This window comes from Streptosporangium heterodermiicola (assembly GCF_051390675.1).
Lineage (GTDB): Bacteria > Actinomycetota > Actinomycetes > Streptosporangiales > Streptosporangiaceae > Streptosporangium.
This window is the reverse complement of sequence record NZ_JBPJSR010000015.1, coordinates 117980-133591: the sequence shown is the minus strand read 5'-3', so window position 1 is coordinate 133591 and position 15612 is coordinate 117980. Positions and strand designations below refer to the sequence as shown.

Annotated in this window: 13 protein-coding genes; 2 read left to right on the top strand and 11 right to left on the bottom strand. The window is 71.2% G+C overall.

The genetic code is table 11. The features are described from left to right. Positions 1 to 275 precede the first annotated feature (275 nt). The 9 genes from ACSC1Q_RS29325 to ACSC1Q_RS29285 all read right to left on the bottom strand — a co-directional run bounded on the left by ACSC1Q_RS29325 (position 276) and on the right by ACSC1Q_RS29285 (position 8188). Positions 276 to 758 carry a DUF350 domain-containing protein gene (locus tag ACSC1Q_RS29325; RefSeq protein ID WP_436761919.1) on the bottom strand — a complete coding sequence of 161 codons (483 nt, stop codon included), beginning with the start codon at positions 756 to 758 and terminating at the stop codon, positions 276 to 278. Between the two features lie 22 nt (positions 759 to 780). Then, positions 781 to 1941: a glutathionylspermidine synthase family protein gene (locus ACSC1Q_RS29320; protein ID WP_436761918.1), complete on the bottom strand. Its 1161-nt coding sequence runs from the start codon at positions 1939 to 1941 to the stop codon at positions 781 to 783. A 31-nt stretch (positions 1942 to 1972) separates the two neighbouring features. After that, a complete protein-coding gene (locus ACSC1Q_RS29315; RefSeq protein WP_436761917.1) occupies positions 1973 to 2404 on the bottom strand; it encodes a hypothetical protein in 432 nt (143 codons plus the stop codon). A 96-nt stretch (positions 2405 to 2500) separates the two neighbouring features. After that, a complete protein-coding gene (locus ACSC1Q_RS29310; protein ID WP_436761916.1) occupies positions 2501 to 3640 on the bottom strand; it encodes a sensor histidine kinase in 1140 nt (379 codons plus the stop codon). After that, positions 3637 to 4290: a response regulator transcription factor gene (locus ACSC1Q_RS29305; RefSeq protein ID WP_436761915.1), complete on the bottom strand. Its 654-nt coding sequence runs from the start codon at positions 4288 to 4290 to the stop codon at positions 3637 to 3639. The genes ACSC1Q_RS29310 and ACSC1Q_RS29305 overlap by 4 nt, the downstream gene beginning before the upstream one ends. A 334-nt stretch (positions 4291 to 4624) precedes the next feature. Beyond that, positions 4625 to 5830, bottom strand: coding sequence for an ABC transporter permease (locus tag ACSC1Q_RS29300; protein ID WP_436761914.1), 1206 nt, complete (start codon positions 5828 to 5830; stop codon positions 4625 to 4627). After that, the gene (locus ACSC1Q_RS29295; RefSeq protein ID WP_436761913.1) at positions 5827 to 6756 is read right to left on the bottom strand and encodes an ABC transporter ATP-binding protein; all 930 of its coding nucleotides are present in this window, start codon (positions 6754 to 6756) and stop codon (positions 5827 to 5829) included. The genes ACSC1Q_RS29300 and ACSC1Q_RS29295 overlap by 4 nt, the downstream gene beginning before the upstream one ends. 62 nt (positions 6757 to 6818) lie before the next feature. Then, positions 6819 to 7865 (bottom strand): peptidoglycan-binding protein, encoded by a 1047-nt coding sequence (locus tag ACSC1Q_RS29290; RefSeq protein WP_436761912.1) that lies wholly within the window; start codon positions 7863 to 7865, stop codon positions 6819 to 6821. After that, complete coding sequence (locus ACSC1Q_RS29285; RefSeq protein ID WP_436761911.1) at positions 7862 to 8188, bottom strand: hypothetical protein; 327 nt, start codon at positions 8186 to 8188, stop codon at positions 7862 to 7864. The genes ACSC1Q_RS29290 and ACSC1Q_RS29285 overlap by 4 nt, the downstream gene beginning before the upstream one ends. Here ACSC1Q_RS29285 and ACSC1Q_RS29280 point away from each other — a divergent pair. Both ACSC1Q_RS29280 and ACSC1Q_RS29275 read left to right on the top strand, forming a co-directional pair. Next, positions 8187 to 8411 carry a hypothetical protein gene (locus ACSC1Q_RS29280; protein ID WP_436761910.1) on the top strand — a complete coding sequence of 75 codons (225 nt, stop codon included), beginning with the start codon at positions 8187 to 8189 and terminating at the stop codon, positions 8409 to 8411. The two genes, ACSC1Q_RS29285 and ACSC1Q_RS29280, sit on opposite strands and share 2 nt — an antisense overlap. 133 nt (positions 8412 to 8544) lie before the next feature. Continuing rightward, positions 8545 to 10404, top strand: coding sequence for a serine/threonine-protein kinase (locus ACSC1Q_RS29275; RefSeq protein WP_436761909.1), 1860 nt, complete (start codon positions 8545 to 8547; stop codon positions 10402 to 10404). Between the two features lie 244 nt (positions 10405 to 10648). On the opposite strand, the gene ACSC1Q_RS29270 is transcribed toward ACSC1Q_RS29275, so the two are convergent. Both ACSC1Q_RS29270 and aceE read right to left on the bottom strand, forming a co-directional pair. Further along, positions 10649 to 12253: an alpha/beta hydrolase gene (locus tag ACSC1Q_RS29270; RefSeq protein WP_436761908.1), complete on the bottom strand. Its 1605-nt coding sequence runs from the start codon at positions 12251 to 12253 to the stop codon at positions 10649 to 10651. Between the two features lie 94 nt (positions 12254 to 12347). After that, complete coding sequence (gene aceE, locus ACSC1Q_RS29265; RefSeq protein ID WP_436761907.1) at positions 12348 to 15095, bottom strand: pyruvate dehydrogenase (acetyl-transferring), homodimeric type; 2748 nt, start codon at positions 15093 to 15095, stop codon at positions 12348 to 12350. Between the last annotated feature and the right edge of the window lie 517 nt (positions 15096 to 15612).

Sequence of the window (15612 nt, the reverse complement as noted above, 5' to 3'; positions counted from 1 at the left end):
CGCTCCAGCCGGCGGGTGGTGTCCTCCCTGACCCGGTCGGAGTCGAGATCACTCCCGTCCTCCCCGGTCGCGACGTGACTGTGCCTGAACCCTCGCTCGCTCCGCTCCCTCACGCCACTAAGAGTGCCAGGTCGCGCGAGATGCGCCAGCCGCGGTTACGGACAGCGTGCGCTCCCCGATCTTGTACGTCCCGCACGAGCGGGGTCACGCGCGTCGCCGCGATCCCGTTCCGTACACCCTCGGGGCGCGAGCGTACGGAACGAGGGGCGCGGGGCTCAGATGACCGCGACGGCGGTGATCAGGCCGATGGCCAGGTGGGTGACCGCCAGCAGCCGGGCGCCCGGCTGGAGGTCCGTCTCCGTGACCAGCTCGCGCACCGAGATGCCGGCCACCTTGTCGAACGCGACCATCGCCACGGTCTGCACGGCGATGCCGACCAGGCCGAAGACGAACGTCGCGAGCAGGCCCTCGTGCAGGGCGCCGCCCGAGGACCAGATGGAGGCCGCCACGATCAGCCCGACGGCCGCCAGCCCCGAGCCGGTGAGCAGGGTGGCGTTGGGGTTGCGCTCCTCCTTGATGAGCCTGCTGAGCTTGCCGGGGATGACCAGGTCGATCACGTAGAAACCGATGATCAGCAGGATCACGCCGAGCGCGGCGTACGAGACGATCGCGAGCGCGCCGCGCCCGAGGGTCTCGGCGAGCGAGACCGTCACGTCGGGCAGCGCGGGCGGCGTGGCCGGCACGGGGGTGGGACTCATGTGTCGTCTCTCTTTTCGGGACTCAGAGTTCGATGCGGTGCGGGACGAATGACGACGTGTCGTCGGTGATGAACCCCGAGGTCTCGCGGATGCCGACACCCGCCGCCTCGTCGTGGACGACCCAGGCGCCGAGCACGGGGCGCCAGCCCTCGAAGACGGGCAGCGCCTGGAACTCCTGGTAGACGTATCCCTCGGCGCCGTAGCCGCCGGGGGTCTCGACGTGCTCGCCGGGGGTGACGATCCGCATGCTGGCGCCCTCGCGGCCGAGCAGCGGCTTCACTATGTACGAGGACATGTCGCGGGGACCGTCGAGGTAGGCGGGCAGCAGGTTCGGGTGCTGCGGGTACAGCTCCCAGAGCACCGCGAGCAGCGCCTTGTTGGACAGCAGCATCTTCCACAGCGGCTCGATCCAGGTCGTCGAGACCTGCTGGCGCACCGCCCGCGTCCCGAACGGGTCGGCGACGGCCCACTCCCACGGATACAGCTTGCAGAGCGAGCGGATCACCCTGCGCTCCACGTCGACGAAGCGGAGGTTGAGGTCGTCCCAGCCGATGTCCTCCATGGCCACCGCGACGGTCTTGAGCCCCGCCTGGTCCGCGGTCTCCTGCAGGTAGGCGAGGGTCATCACCTCCTCGCCCGACTCGTCCATGTTGGTCCAGGCGAAGTGCGTGGGCCCGGTGGGCAGGCCGGTCGAGATCTGCTGCCACCTGGCGATCAGCCGCTCGTGGATGGAGTTCCACTGGTCGTCGTCCGGGTAGCGGTCGCGCAGCCAGAACCACTGCACCACCGAGCTCTCCAGGAGGCTGGTGGGGGTGTCGGCGTTGTACTCCAGCATCTTGGCGGGGCCGGTCCCGTCGTAGCGCAGGTCGAAACGGCCGAACAGGTGCGGGTCGTTCCGCTCCCAGGAGGCGGCGACCTCCGGGGCGAGCCACTCGGGGATCGCGAAGTCGGCGTAGCGGCCCTTGGCGACGACGTGCTCCACGGCGTGCAGGCACATCCTGTGCAGTTCCTCGACCTGGTTCTCCAGGTCGAGGACCTCGTCCATGGAGAAGACGTACTGGACGGCCTCGTCCCAGTACGGGCGGTCGAGGCCCGCGGGATGGGCCGAGCGGTGGTAGGCCAGGCCGTGGCCCTCGATGACGCTCTCCCAGTCGTCGCGGGGGAGCGAGGTCTCGCGTCTCATCTCCTGCTCACCTGCTGCTCATCGGACCGGATCAGCTTCCGCCGCCCGACCCGCCGCGCCCGCCGAAGCCACCCCGCTGGATCACCGTGCCCTTACGGCTGGTGATGTGGACGTCCGAGGGCCGCACGGTGGTGCCCTGCCGGATGTGGGTGCCGGACCTGAGGCCACCGTAGTACCAGCCGTAGGCGCCCCGTGACCCGTAGTAGTGCCTGTCGTCGTCGCAGTGGTCCTCGTCCACGACCGCGTAGGTGCCGTCCGGCTGGCGGCTGTTGAGGTCGACGCACTCGGCGCCCACCTCCTCGTAGTCCTCCTGCGCGGAGCAGTAACCGATCAGGAGCAGGGAGACGACACCGATCCCGGTGATGGTGACCGCTTTTGAGGCCTTGAAACCCGAGGACTTCGGGGGCGTCTTGCCCGAGGGGTTCTGAGGTGAGGCCAGTGGGTGTTGTGGTCGTGCGGCCATCGAGCTCCAATGAGATGCGTCGCCACAGGTTATCGAGGTGGTTTTGTCTGTTCAACCATCGCCGGATCTTTAACCGGAAATCGCCGGTGCCGGGGATCACAGCCGTACGGTGACCACCAGCCCCCCGCCGGGGCGGGGGCGGGCCTCGGCGGAGCCGCGGTGGGCCCGGGCGATCGCGCGGACGATGGACAGGCCGAGGCCGGCGCCCCCGGCGGAGCCGGTGCGGTCGCGGTCGAGGCGGCGGAACGGCTCGAAGAGGCCCTCGATCCGGCCCGAGGGGACGACGCGGCCGGTGTTCTCCACGGTGACGACGCTTCCCCAGCGGTCGGTGTGGGTGCGCAGGACGACCAGGGCGCGTTCGTCGTTGTACTTCACGGCGTTGTCCAGCAGGTTGCCGATCATCCGTTCCAGGAGCACCGGGTCGCCCTCCGCCGGAGCCGGGCGCAGGTCGGCGGTCGTCTCGGGAACGGAGGTCATCGCGCTTCCCGCGAGCTCGGCGAGGTCCACGGGCAGGCGTTCCGCGGGCTCGCGCTCGCTCTGCGCGAGCAGGAGCAGCCCCTCGATCAGCCGTTCCTGGCGGGCGTTGGCGTTCAGCAGCTCGGTGCCGACCGTCCTGACCTGCCGGGGCAGCTCGGGGTCGGTCATGGAGACCTGGAGCAGCGCCCGGTTGATCGCCAGGGGGGTGCGCAGCTCGTGGGAGGCGTTGGCGACGAACCTGCGCTGGCTGTCGAACGCGTGGCCGAGGCGTTCCAGCATCGAGTCGAAGGTGTCGGCCAGGTCCCGGATCTCGTCGCGGGGACCTCCCAGGGCGATCCGCTCGTGCAGGGTGCTCTCCGACAGGCGGCGGGCCGCCTCGGTCATCGTCTGCAGCGGGGCCATCGCCCGGCGGGCCACGATCCAGCCGATCGCGAGCCCGGCCACCCCGACGACGGCGACCGCCAGCAGGGACCACTGGAGCATCGGCCCCATCACGTCCTCGCGGTACTGGGCCCGCACGTCGCTGATGGCCCGCAGGAAGAGCGTGTCCTTGGGGATCGGCACCGCCACGGACGGCTTCGACGGGTTCAGGGAGGTCAGTGCCTCCGGGATCCCCTGGAAGGTCATCTTCACGGGCCGCGAGAGCACGTCCCGCACGAACAGGTAGTTGACCCCGACGAGCACGACCCCCGCCCCGAAGAACAGGCTGCCGTAGACCATGGTCAGGCGCAGCCGCACCGAGACGCGCCGCGAGGTCAAAGCCGGTATCCCGACCCGGTCACCGTCTCCACCACCGGCGGGGCGCCGAGCTTCTTGCGCAGGGTCATCACGGTGACCCTGACCGAGTTGGTGAAGTAGCTGATGTTCTCGTCCCATGCCTTCTCCAGGAGGTCCTCGGCGCTGACCAGGCCGCCGTCGGCGCGCATCAGGATTTCCAGCACCGCGAACTCCTTGGGGCTCAGCGCCACGTACCGGCCGTCGCGGAAGACCTCGCGGCGGCCGGGGTCCAGGGTGATGCCCGCCCTGCTCAGCACCGGCGGCACCGACCGGGAGGACCGGCGGGCCAGCGCGCGCAGCCGGGCGACCAGTTCGGGGAAGTCGAACGGCTTGGTGAGATAGTCGTCGGCGCCGATCGACAGGCCCTCCACCTTCGAGCCCAGGTCACCGGCGGCGGTCAGCATGATGATCCTGGCGGGGACCCGGCCGGCCACGAGGCGGCGGCAGACCTCGTCCCCGTGCAGCACCGGCAGGTCCCGGTCCAGCACGATCACGTCGTAGTCGTTGACCGCGGCCCGCTCCAGCGCCGCGTCGCCGTCGTAGACGACGTCCACCGCCATGGTCTCCCGGCGCAGGCCGGTCGCCACGATGTCGGCGAGCACCCGCTCGTCCTCCGCAATGAGCACTCGCATGGCGTCATCCTGCTTTCCTGCGGCTAAACATCGGATAAAGGGCCCGGGGTCTTCGGTCAGGGCCGCCCGCACCTGCTCGTCCCAGCCGCTCCCACGGTCCTTTCTCCTCGGCCTTGGTCCTCCGTCCCTGACCGCTCCCTTCTCCTCGGCTTTCGTCCGCCCCCGACCGCTCTCCGCGCTCCCGTGGTCCCTTCTCCCCAGCCTGCGTCCGTCCCCGCCCCCTCCCCGCGCCCCGCTCCCCGACCTCCTGCCCGATCTGGGACGCGGCCGTGGGGCGCGGGGGAGGGAACGAGGGAAAACGAGGGAAAGGGACCCGGGAGAGAGGGCGGGGCGTTCAGGCGGTGCTGAGGGCGAGGGTCGGCGACATGCGGGCCGCGCGCATCGCGGGGTAGATCCCCGCGACGGTCCCGACCAGCAGGGTCGCCCCGACACCGCCCGCCAGGGCCCAGGGGGGAACCACGGCGGGCAGGCCGCCCACGGCCGCGTACCCGACCGTCACCAGCGTCCCCAGCACCGCCCCCGCGGCGCCGCCCGCGCCGGACAGCAACAGCGACTCGGCCAGGAACTGGGCGCGCACCTGGCCCCTGGTGGCGCCGAGCGAGCGCCGCAGCCCGATCTCCCCCCGGCGCTCCAGCACCGAGATGACCATGGTGTTGGCCACCCCCACCCCGCCGACCAGCAGCGCCACCCCGCCGAGGCCGAGCAGCAGGCCGGTGAGGGCCCCGTCGGCCGCCGCCTTCGCCACCAGCGCGTCGGACGGCCGGCTGACCTCCACCTCCTCGGGGTTCTCCGGGTTGACGGTCCTGGGCAGCACCTCCCGTACGTCGCCGACGGCCTCGTCGGCCGAGCGGGTGTAGAGCGTGGTCGGGTGACCGTCGAAGCCCAGGTGGGTACGGGCGGCCTCGAACCCGGTCAGCACGGACCGGTCGATCTCCGGGGCGAGCGGCGAGGGAGCCAGGACGCCGACGACCGTCCACCACTGCCTGCCGATCCAGACCTGGTCGCCCACCTCGCGCAGGCCCAGCCGCGAGGCCGCCACCGCTCCGAGCACCACCGCCCGCTGCTCCCCCGTCGCCCGGTTGAGCCAGACACCTCGCTCGACCCGGGTCTGGAGCGTGGCCGGCAGGTCCGGCGAGGCCGCCCGGACGGCGATCCCGCCGGTGCGCTCCCGGGGGATCGCGGGACTTCGCCGCACGCTCTCGCCGGTGTCGCCCGTGGCGCTCGCGCTCGTCACGGGGCCGATCCCGGCGGCCATGGCGACCGAGCTCTCCGGCAGCGCGGCCTTGTCGCCGAAGAGGGTCTGGCCTGGGGTGACGGTGAGCAGGTTCGTACCGAGCCGGTCGAGCTCGTCGAGGAGCCTGGCCTTGCCGGAGGAGGAGATCCCGACGACCGAGACCATGGTGGCGATGCCGAGCGCGATGCCGAGCGCCGACAGCACCACCCGCCCCGTCCGGGTCCGCAACCCTGACGCTCCGACCCGCAGCAGGTCCGCCCAGCCGAGCCGCCCCGGCACCAGGTCACGCCCGGTCCCGGCGCTCATGCCGTGCTCCCCGTGCTCCCCGTGCTTCCCGTGCCCTCTGTGCTTCCCGCGTCCCTCGCGTTCTCCGTACGGGGCGCGCGGGTCGCGCCGAGAGGCCGTTCGTCGGCGACGATCACGCCGTCGCGCAGCCTGACGCGGCGCGGGGCGGCGGCGGCCACCTCCTCGTCGTGGGTGATGATCGCCACGGTGGTGCCGGAGGCGTTGAGCTCGCGCAGGATCGCCAGCACGTCCCGGCCCGAGGAGCTGTCGAGATTCCCCGTCGGCTCGTCGGCCAGCAGCAGCGACGGTCCTCCGGCCACCGCCCTGGCCACCGCGACCCGCTGGCACTCGCCGCCGGACAGCTCGTGCGGCCGGTGGGCCAGCCGGTGCCCGAGACCGACGCGCCCGAGCGCCTCGGCGGCCCGCTCCCGGCGTTCCCGGCGCGGGGTGCCGCCGTACAGCATCCCGTCGGCGACGTTGTCGAGCGCGCTGACCCCGGCGGCCAGGTGGAACCGCTGGAAGACGAAGCCGATGTGCCGGGCGCGCAGCGCGGACAGCTCCCTGTCGGGGAGCGTTCCCGCGTCGTGCCCGGCGATGCGGACGGTTCCGGCCGAGGGACGGTCGAGGGTGCCGATCAGGTGGAGCATGGTCGACTTTCCCGATCCCGAGGGGCCGACGATGGCGACGAGCTCGCCCGCTTCCACGCGCAGGTCCACCCCCCGCAGGGCGCGCACCCCGCCCGGGTAGCTCTTCTCCGCCCCCGACAGCTCGATCACCGGCCGTCGCCCGGCCCGTACGGCAGGAGCCCGGGAGGCGGGTTCCCACGCGCCGGGGTCCCACGCGCCGGGGTCCCGTGCGCCGGGGTCCCGTGCGCCGGGTTCCTGCGCGACGGGGTCCCGCGCGCTGGAGTGCTGCGCGACGGGGTTCTGTGTGCCGGGTTCCTGCACGGCGGGGCTCTGTGCGGCGGAGTTCCCCGCGGTGAGGTGAGACGGTCGGTCGAGGTTCCGGCTCATGACTGCGGGACCTCGACCTTCATCCCCTCGGCGAGACCGCTCCCCGAGACCTCGACGCGGCCCGCCGCGAACAGGCCGGTCTCGACCGGGACGATCCGGCCGTCCGCCAGGCGCAGGCCGTACCCGCCCTCGCGCAGGGCGAGCAGGGCCTCGACCGGCACCGAGAGCACGTCCGCGTGCCGCTCGCTGCGGAGGTTCACCGTCACGGGGGCCTGATCGAGGCGGCCGAGGTCGCCGGGGTCGTCCAGGGTGACGTCGAGGTCGACGGTGGACTCGCCGGTCGGCTGCCCGTTCTGCCGCGCGGGCTCGGCGACCGTGCCGACCGAGGTGATCCGCCCCCTGCCCTCGCCGCCGCCCGGCAGGTCCACCGTCACCCGGGCGCCGATCCTGGCGAGCCGCTGGTCGCCGGAGTCGAGGTCGACGTGGACGACCCTGCGCGTGCTCGTCGTGGTCACCACGGACCGCCCGGCCGGGGCCCCGGCCTCCGCGACCACCTCGGCGACCCTGACCGGGCCCGAGGCGACCGCGACCTGCGCCGCGCCGACCGTGCCGGTCTCGGCCAGGCCCGCCTCCTCCTGCCACTCCCGTACGGCCCGCTCGGTCCGCCAGGAGAAGTCGCCGTCTACGGTCCCGGGGTCGTGGCCGAGGGCCTTGAGGTTGCGTTCCAGCTGCTCGACGTCCCTGCCGCCGATCCCGGAGGACAGGGTGCGATACATCGGTATGTCGCCGTACATGAGGATCACCGGCCTGCCGTCCACCCGGTAGAGCCAGCCGCCCCGGCGCACGACGGCGCCCTCCTTCCTGACCCGGGTCACCGTTCCGGGGGCGTGGTTGGGCAGCTCCCTGCGGCCCGCGTAACCGAGCACACCGTCCACCGCCTTGGTGTCCACCAGGTCCGAGCGGGTGATCTCCGCCACCGTGGCCGGGGCCGCCGAGGCGGCGGCGGGGACGTCGTCCTGGCCGGTCAGCGCGACCGCCGCCACGCCCCCCGCGCCGAGGAGGACCGCCGCGGCCGTCCCGGCGAGGACCTCGCCCCGCCTCACGGCCGCTTCCCGAGACCGCCGGGCAGGTGCTTCTGGCAGGCCTCCATGGCCTTCTTCGTCAGCGGCGACTCCGGGTCCATCCCCTCGCCCCCCATGCGGACCGCGCCCCCCGAGAAGTCGGGGTCCTTCATGTCGACCCCGTTCTCCCGCATGCACCGGGCGAACCTCAGGACGGCGTCCTGGGCTTTCGGGTCGCTCATCAGTTTCTTTCCGGAACCGATCGGATTGTATTTCCGGCAGGCTTCCGACGCCTTTTTCAGGGTCGCGTCGTCGGTCTTGCCGCGCAGCATCACGTTGCCGGCGCCCGGTTCGGGATCGGGCATGTCGACCCCGTTCTCCCGCATGCACTGGGCGAATTTCAGCCCGTCGGCCTGCGACGACGCGGAGGCCGAGGCGGAGGGGGCGGCCGTGGTGGCCGCTTCCCCGGCGGAGGCGACCTTCGCGCCCTCCGTCCCCCCGCACCCGGCCAGCACCGTGAAAGAGATGACCGCCGCCACTGTCACGTATTTGTTCATCGCCATTCCCTTCGTGTGGGAACAGGTATAACGAAGACCCTATTAAACACTCCTTAAGCGAATTCGCTTAACTCGTCTTTACGTCCGCCGTCCGGTGGGGAGGGCGATCGCCGCCGTCCTGGTGTGTAATGTTCTGGCAAAGCACAGGGAACGAGGGGTCCGCGGTGCCGGAGATCAGACCGTTGCGGCCGGGGGACCCGCCGCGACTGGGGGCGTACGAGCTCAGGGGCAGGCTGGGGGAGGGCGGGCAGGGGGTCGTCTACCTCGGCGAGTCCGAGGACGGCGAGCGCGCCGCCGTCAAGCTGCTGCACGTGCGCTTCACCGAGGAGACCCACGCGCGCTCCCGCTTCGCCCGCGAGCTGGCGGCGGCCCGCAGGGTGGCCGCCTTCTGCACCGCCCGGGTGCTCGCCGCCGAGCTCGACGGCGAGGCGCCCTACATCGCGAGCGAGCTGATCGAGGGTCCCTCGCTGCGCGAGATCGTCGAGCGCGACGGGCCGCTGGCCGGGGAGGCGCTCGACCGCCTCGCCGTCGGCACCGCCACGGCCCTGACGGCCATCCACCACGCGGGCATCGCGCACCGCGACTTCAAGCCCGACAACGTCATGCTCGCCACCGACGGCCCCCGCGTCGTCGACTTCGGCATCGCGAAGATCATCGACGAGAGCGGGACGATCACCACCCGCGCGGTCGGCACCCCCGCCTACATGGCGCCCGAGCAGATCGCCGGGGAGCGGGTGGGGTTCCCCGCCGACGTGTTCGCCTGGGGCTCGACCATCGTCTTCACCGCCACCGGCAGGGCCCCCTTCGGGAGCGACACGATCGTGGCGACGCTCAACCGGGTCATCAACCACGAGGCCGACCTGAGCGGCCTGCCCGACGGGCTGCGCGACGTCGTCGCCGCCTGCCTGAACAAGGACCAGAGGCTCAGGCCCACCTCGGACGTGCTGCTGAAACGCCTGCTCGGCCACCAGGTGGACGAGACGGAGACCCCGGAGGCCTCGCAGGAGGAGCTGGCCGAGGGCGCGCAGGCCGCCACCGGGGACCTGACGCGGGCGGAGAGGCCGGAGAGGCAGGAGAGGCCGGCCCGGCCCACGCGGCGCCGGTCCGCGACCGTCGCCGCGATCGCCGCCGGGATCGCGGTCCTCGGGGTGGCGGGCGCCCTGCTGGCCGCCAGGTTCGGCGTCGCGCAGGGGGCCGGGCCCACCCGCCCGCCGGTCGCCCAGCCGTCGGCGGCTCCGTCCACGTCCTCACCGACGCCGACCGCGAAGGTCTCCACCGGCTCGCCCCTGCTCGACCGGGTCAGGGACACCGGCAGGCTCCGGGTGGGGTTCAGGAAGGGCCTGCCGGGGATCTCGCTGGGCGAGGACCCGCCCCGGGGGTTCGAGGCCGACGTGGCCGCCCACCTCGCCACCGCTCTGGAGGTGCCCGACGGCGGGCTCAGGTTCGTTCCCGTCGGGTTCGGTGAGCGCGAGAGGGACGTGGAGAAGGGCAGGGTCGACCTCGTGATCGCCAACTTCTCGATCGACGGCGCCGACCGTGGCCGTGTCGCCTTCGCGGGCCCGTACTACATCGCCCACCGCGACGTGCTCGCCCGCGCCAGCGCGAGGATCGACACGCTGAAGGACCTGCGCGGCAAGAGGATCTGCCTGTCACCCGGCCAGACCACCGGCACGATGATCCGCGAGAAGGGCGTCGACTTCGTCGACGTGCGGGGGCCGGACTCCGCGGAGTGCGCGTCCCAGGTGGCCGACGGGCGCGCCGACGCCATGGTCGGCGACGACCTGCTGATCGCCGGCTTCGGTGCCCGGCTGCGCGACGTCAGGTTCGAGATCGCCGGGCTCAGGCTCACCACCGAGAGGTACGGCGTCGCGCTCAGGTCCGGAGACCCGGTGGCCTGCCGGAGGATCAACGAAGCGATCACCGCGATGTACGCGGACGGGACCATGAAGGGCCTGCTCGAAAAACACCTGGGCAGGGTCGGCTTCCGCTTCGAGACCAAGCTGCCCCGCCTGGAGATCTGCTGAGATCCGCCCGTTCCGCGGCCGGGCCGTCCCGCCCGGAGGCCGGCTGGGGTTCCTCCGCTTCGGGGCCGGGTCGTCCCGCCAGGAGGCCTGGTTCGGGACCGGGCGCTGGTCCGGGCTCTGTTCCGAGGCCGGGGCACCCCGTACACCCCGTACGGAGGCCCGCCGAGACGCCCGGCGAGGATCCGCCGGGCGTCTCGGCGGCGGGTCGCGTCTCAGCGGCGGCCGCGTCGCGGGAGAGGCGGCGTCACGAGCCGGTGCAGACGATCCCCCGGTCCGGGACCTTCCCGTCGATCAGGTAGGCGTCGATGATCTTCTTGATGCACGCGTTGCCGGACAGGTAGGCGCCGTGCCCCTCGCCCTTGTAGGTCACCAGCACGCCGGTCCGAAGCTCCGCCGTCAGTTTCGGAGCCCACTCGTACGGCGTGGCGGGGTCGCCGGTGCCGCCGACCACCAGGATCGGCGCCGAGCCCGTGGCGTTGATCCGCCTGGCCTCGTCGTTGCCGGGGGTCGGCCACATCGAGCAGATCAGGCCCATCCCCGCGCCGCCGAACAGCGGGGAGACCTTCAGCGTCTCGTCCTCCAGCGCGGTCAGCTGCGCGGGGGTGGGCCGCTCCGCGGTGTCCGCGCAGCTGATCGCGGGGAAGCTGCTCATGAGTGTCGTGTAGCTCCCGTCGGGCTGGCGGCCGCTGTAGCTGTCGGCCAGCGCCAGCAGGATCCGCCCGTCGCCCTTCATCGCCTGGCCCAGCGCCTGGTCCAGCAGCGGCCAGGTCATCCGCGAGTACAGCGCGGCGGCGATGCCGGTGCCCGCCAGCCCCTGCGTCAGGAGGCGCTTGCCGACCTTGAGCGGCTTGTCGTTCAGCTCGTCCATGAGCTTCATGACGTTCTTGTCGGCGATGGTCGCGTCGCCGCCGATCTCGCACTCGCGGGGCTGCTTCGCGCAGTCCTTCAGGAAGGCGTCGTAGGCGTGCTGGAACCCCTTCGTCTGGACCATCGTGCGCGCCGCCAGGGTCACGCTCGGGTCCAGCGGGGCGTCCAGCACGAACCGGCCCACGTTCTTCGGGAACCTGGTCGCGTAGACCGCGCCGAGCTGCGTCCCGTACGAGATGCCGAAGTAGTTCAGCCGCCTCTCGCCCAGGGCCGCGCGGAGGCGGTCCATGTCCGCGGCGGCGTTCACGGTGCCGATGTAGGGCAGCAGCCGGCCCGAGGTCCGCTGGCAGGCCGTCACGAACTCCTTGGTGGTCTCCCGGCTCCTGGCGCGCTCGGTCTCGTTGGCGGGCAGGGTGTCCATCGCGGTGAACCGCTCTATCACCGCGCTGTCCCCGCACTGGACACCGGAGCTGCGGCCGACCCCGCGTGGGTCGAAGCTGACCAGGTCGTAGCGGCCGTTCAGGGTGGTGAAGGCCTTGGCGGCCTGGGCCATGGTGTCGACGCCCGAGGCGCCGGGGCCGCCGAAGTTGAAGACCAGCGAGCCGATCCGCTTGCCGGGATTCGTGGCCTTGACGCGGATGACGGCGATCTCGATGGACTCGCCGTCCGGTTTGGCGTAGTCGAGCGGGACCTTGATCTTCCCGCACTGCTGCGCGGGGTCCGGCTTCGCGGGGGTCTCACCGCCGGGCCGCTTGATGTCGGTGCACGGGCCCCAGGCGATCGTCTCCGCGGGGGTGGCTGTCGTTGTCGCCGTTGTCGCCGTTGTCGTCGGGGTGGCGACCGGTCCCGAGGTGTCCGAGACCACACCGCCCTCGACGGAACCGCCCCTGCCGGCACCGTCCCCGCCGGAACCGCCACCGCAGGCGGAGAGCACGGTTGACAGGGCCGTGACCGCCGCTGCCGCTCTAAGGATTCTTGCCATGAAACAGCTCTCCCCTGGAATCGTTCGCCGGGGGGAGCGTTCAACACTAACCGGGCGGGCCCTCCATGGAAAAGGAGAACCCGCCCGGGGACGATCAAACTCCCATGGACTGGGTGTCGTTGCTCTCGGCGCCCGCGGCCTCGGTGACGCCGTTCTTCAGGTGGTACATGGAGATGGCGTCGCCCAGCACCTCCTGGTCGAGCTCGCCCCGGTTGACCAGCTGGGTGAGCACCGCCAGGGTGATCGAGGCCGCGTCCACGTGGAAGTGGCGGCGCAGCGCCGACCGGGTGTCCGACAGGCCGAAGCCGTCGGTGCCGAGCGAGCTCCAGTCACCGGGAACCCACTGGGCGATCTGGTCCTGGACCGCCCGCATGTAGTCGCTCACGCCCACGAACGGCCCCTGGGCCGCCGAGAGCGCCTGCGTGACGTACGGCACGCGCTTCTCGGCCTCGGGGTTGAGCATGTTGTGCTCCTCGGCGGCGAGCGCGTCGCGGCGCAGCTCCGCCCAGGAGGTGGCCGACCACACCTCGGCCGCCACGCCCCAGTCCTCGGCCAGCATCCGCTGGGCCTCCACGGCCCACGGCCCGGCCACGCCGGACGCCAGGATGTTGGCCTTCGGCCCGGACACGGTCGGAGCCGCGGCGAACCTGTACAGACCCTTGAGCAGGCCCGTCACGTCCAGGTCCGAGGGCTCGGCGGGCTGGAGGTAGGGCTCGTTGTAGACGGTCAGGTAGTAGAAGACGTTCTCCGGTTGCTCGCCGTACATCCTCCGCAGGCCGTCCTTGACGATGTGGGCCACCTCGAACCCCCACGAGGGGTCGTACGAGATCGCCGCCGGGTTCGTCGAGGCGATCAGCGGGGTGTGGCCGTCCTCGTGCTGCAGGCCCTCGCCGTTCAGCGTGGTGCGGCCGGCGGTGGCGCCGAGCAGGAAGCCCCGGCCCATCTGGTCGGCGAGCTGCCACATCTGGTCGGCGGTGCGCTGCCAGCCGAACATCGAGTAGAAGATGTAGATCGGGATCATGTGCTCGCCGTGCGTGGCGTACGACGAGCCGACCGCGATCGTGGACGCCATCGAGCCCGACTCGCTGATGCCCTCGTGCAGGATCTGGCCCTCGGTCGACTCCTTGTACGACAGCAGCAGCTCGCGGTCGACCGCCTCGTACGTCTGGCCGTGCGGCGAGTAGATCTTCGCCGTCGGGAAGATCGCGTCGAGACCGAAGGTGCGCGCCTCGTCCGGGATGATCGGCACGAACCGGTGGCCGATCTCCTTGTCGCGCATGAGGTCCTTGAGCAGGCGGACGAACGCCATGGTGGTGGCGACGTTCTGCTTGCCGGAGCCCTTCTTCAGCTGCGCGTACGCGGCGTCGCCGGGAAGCTTGACCGGCTTGGCGCGCATCACGCGCTTGGGCAGGAAACCGCCCAGGGCCGCGCGCCGCTCCTTCATGTACTGGATCTCGGGGTCGTTCTCGCCCGGGTGGAAGTACGGGGGGAGGTCGCCTTCGAGGGCGGAGTCGGGGATCGGCAGGTAGAGCCGGTCGCGGAACTCCTTCAGGTCGGCCTTCGACATCTTCTTCATCTGGTGCGTCGCGTTGCGCGCCTCGAAGTCCTTGCCGAGGGTCCAGCCCTTGATGGTCTGGGCGAGGATGACCGTCGGCTGGCCGACGTGCTCGCGGGCCGCCTTGTAGGCCGCGTACACCTTGCGGTAGTCGTGGCCGCCGCGCGACAGCTTGCGGATGTCCTCGTCCGACAGGTGCTCGACCATCTTGCGCAGGCGCGGGTCGTCACCGAAGAAGTTCTCGCGGATGTATCCGCCGGTCTCGACGGAGTACGTCTGGAACTGGCCGTCGGGGACGGTGTTCATCTTGTTGACCAGCACGCCGTCGACGTCGGCCGCGAGCAGCGGGTCCCAGTCGCGACCCCAGACGACCTTGATGACGTTCCAGCCGGCGCCCCTGAAGTAGGACTCCAGCTCCTGGATGATCTTGCCGTTGCCGCGCACCGGGCCGTCGAGCCGCTGCAGGTTGCAGTTGATGACGAAGGTGAGGTTGTCGAGCTCCTCACGGGCCGCCAGGCCGATCGCGCCGAGCGACTCGGGCTCGTCCATCTCGCCGTCGCCGAGGTAGCACCATACGTGGCTGCGGCTGGTGTCCTTGATCTTCCGGTTCAGCAGGTAGCGGTTGAACCGGGCCTGGTAGATCGCCCCGATCGGGCCGAGGCCCATGGAGACCGTGGGGAACTCCCAGAAGTCGGGCATCAGGCGCGGATGGGGGTAGGAGGGCAGCCCCTTGAACCCGTGCGAGAGCTCCTGGCGGAAGGCGTCGAGCTGACCCTCGTTGAGGCGGCCCTCAAGGAAGGCGCGTGCGTAGATGCCCGGCGCGGCGTGGCCCTGGAAGAAGACCTGGTCGCCGGACTCGCCGTGGTCCTTGCCCCGGAAGAAGTGGTTGAAGCCCACCTCGTAGAGGGACGCGGCGGAGGCGTAGGTGGCGATGTGCCCACCGACGTTGGTGCGGGCGTTGGCCCGGGTCACCATCACGGCCGCGTTCCAGCGCGTGTAGGCGCGGATCCGGCGCTCGACGTACTCGTCGCCGGGGAACCAGGGCTCGCGCTCCGGCGGGATGGTGTTGATGTAGTCGGTGCTGCGCAGGCCGGGCACCCCGACCTGGTGTTCACGGGCGCGCTCCAAGAGCCGGAGCATCAGATAACGGGCCCGAGTGCGACCTTCCGTCTTTATGACGTTGTCGAGCGACTCGAGCCACTCCTGGGTCTCGCTGGGGTCGACATCAGGAAGCTGGCTGGGTAGGCCGTCGCTGATGATCGAGAAACGCTGGCGTCCGGAAGCCACTGGGTCTCGCCTTCCGAGGATGGACTTTTGTCTGGTGTAGGTCGTCTTCCATCCTGGTCGCTTACCCCGGAAAGTGCATCTCTACTTACCGGTAACCAGGAGATCCCTGCTGGCAGTGATACGAAAGTGGCCTAGACCACCGATGGTAGGACGAATCGCCACCAAAGGTTACATCGAGGTTCCCCCTTTTTTACAGGCTCCCACCCCCTAGGAATCCGGGACCCGCCGCCGGGCCCGCCCTGCCGCCTGTTTCGTGGGGTCTCCCGGGGCTCCACGAGATCCTTCGAGGGACTCTACGAGGGTCCTCTGGAGAACCGCTGTGAGGTCCTTGAAGGATCTCTGCAAGAACCCCGCGGGAGTCCCGCGAGGACCTCACGAGGGCTCACGAGGGCTCACGAGGGCCTCGCGAGGCTTCTCCGAAGCGCGGAGAGCGCCTCCCGCCCCGGCTTTCGCCCTGTTTCTCACTATTTTTCTGTTACCTCTTCCGGTGGAAGATCGACTGTGGCCTCAGGTGGAG

Excerpts from the sequence above, each read along its gene's own strand:
- ACSC1Q_RS29325 (WP_436761919.1), bottom strand. The coding sequence starts at position 758 with ATGAGTCCCACCCCCGTGCCGGCCACGCCGCCCGCGCTGCCCGACGTG.
- ACSC1Q_RS29320 (WP_436761918.1), bottom strand. The coding sequence starts at position 1,941 with ATGAGACGCGAGACCTCGCTCCCCCGCGACGACTGGGAGAGCGTCATC.
- ACSC1Q_RS29315 (WP_436761917.1), bottom strand. The coding sequence starts at position 2,404 with ATGGCCGCACGACCACAACACCCACTGGCCTCACCTCAGAACCCCTCG.
- ACSC1Q_RS29305 (WP_436761915.1), bottom strand. The coding sequence starts at position 4,290 with ATGCGAGTGCTCATTGCGGAGGACGAGCGGGTGCTCGCCGACATCGTG.
- ACSC1Q_RS29300 (WP_436761914.1), bottom strand. The coding sequence starts at position 5,830 with ATGAGCGCCGGGACCGGGCGTGACCTGGTGCCGGGGCGGCTCGGCTGG.
- ACSC1Q_RS29280 (WP_436761910.1), top strand. The coding sequence starts at position 8,187 with ATGTCGACCCCGTTCTCCCGCATGCACTGGGCGAATTTCAGCCCGTCG.
- ACSC1Q_RS29285 (WP_436761911.1), bottom strand. The coding sequence starts at position 8,188 with ATGCCCGATCCCGAACCGGGCGCCGGCAACGTGATGCTGCGCGGCAAG.
- ACSC1Q_RS29270 (WP_436761908.1), bottom strand. The coding sequence starts at position 12,253 with ATGGCAAGAATCCTTAGAGCGGCAGCGGCGGTCACGGCCCTGTCAACC.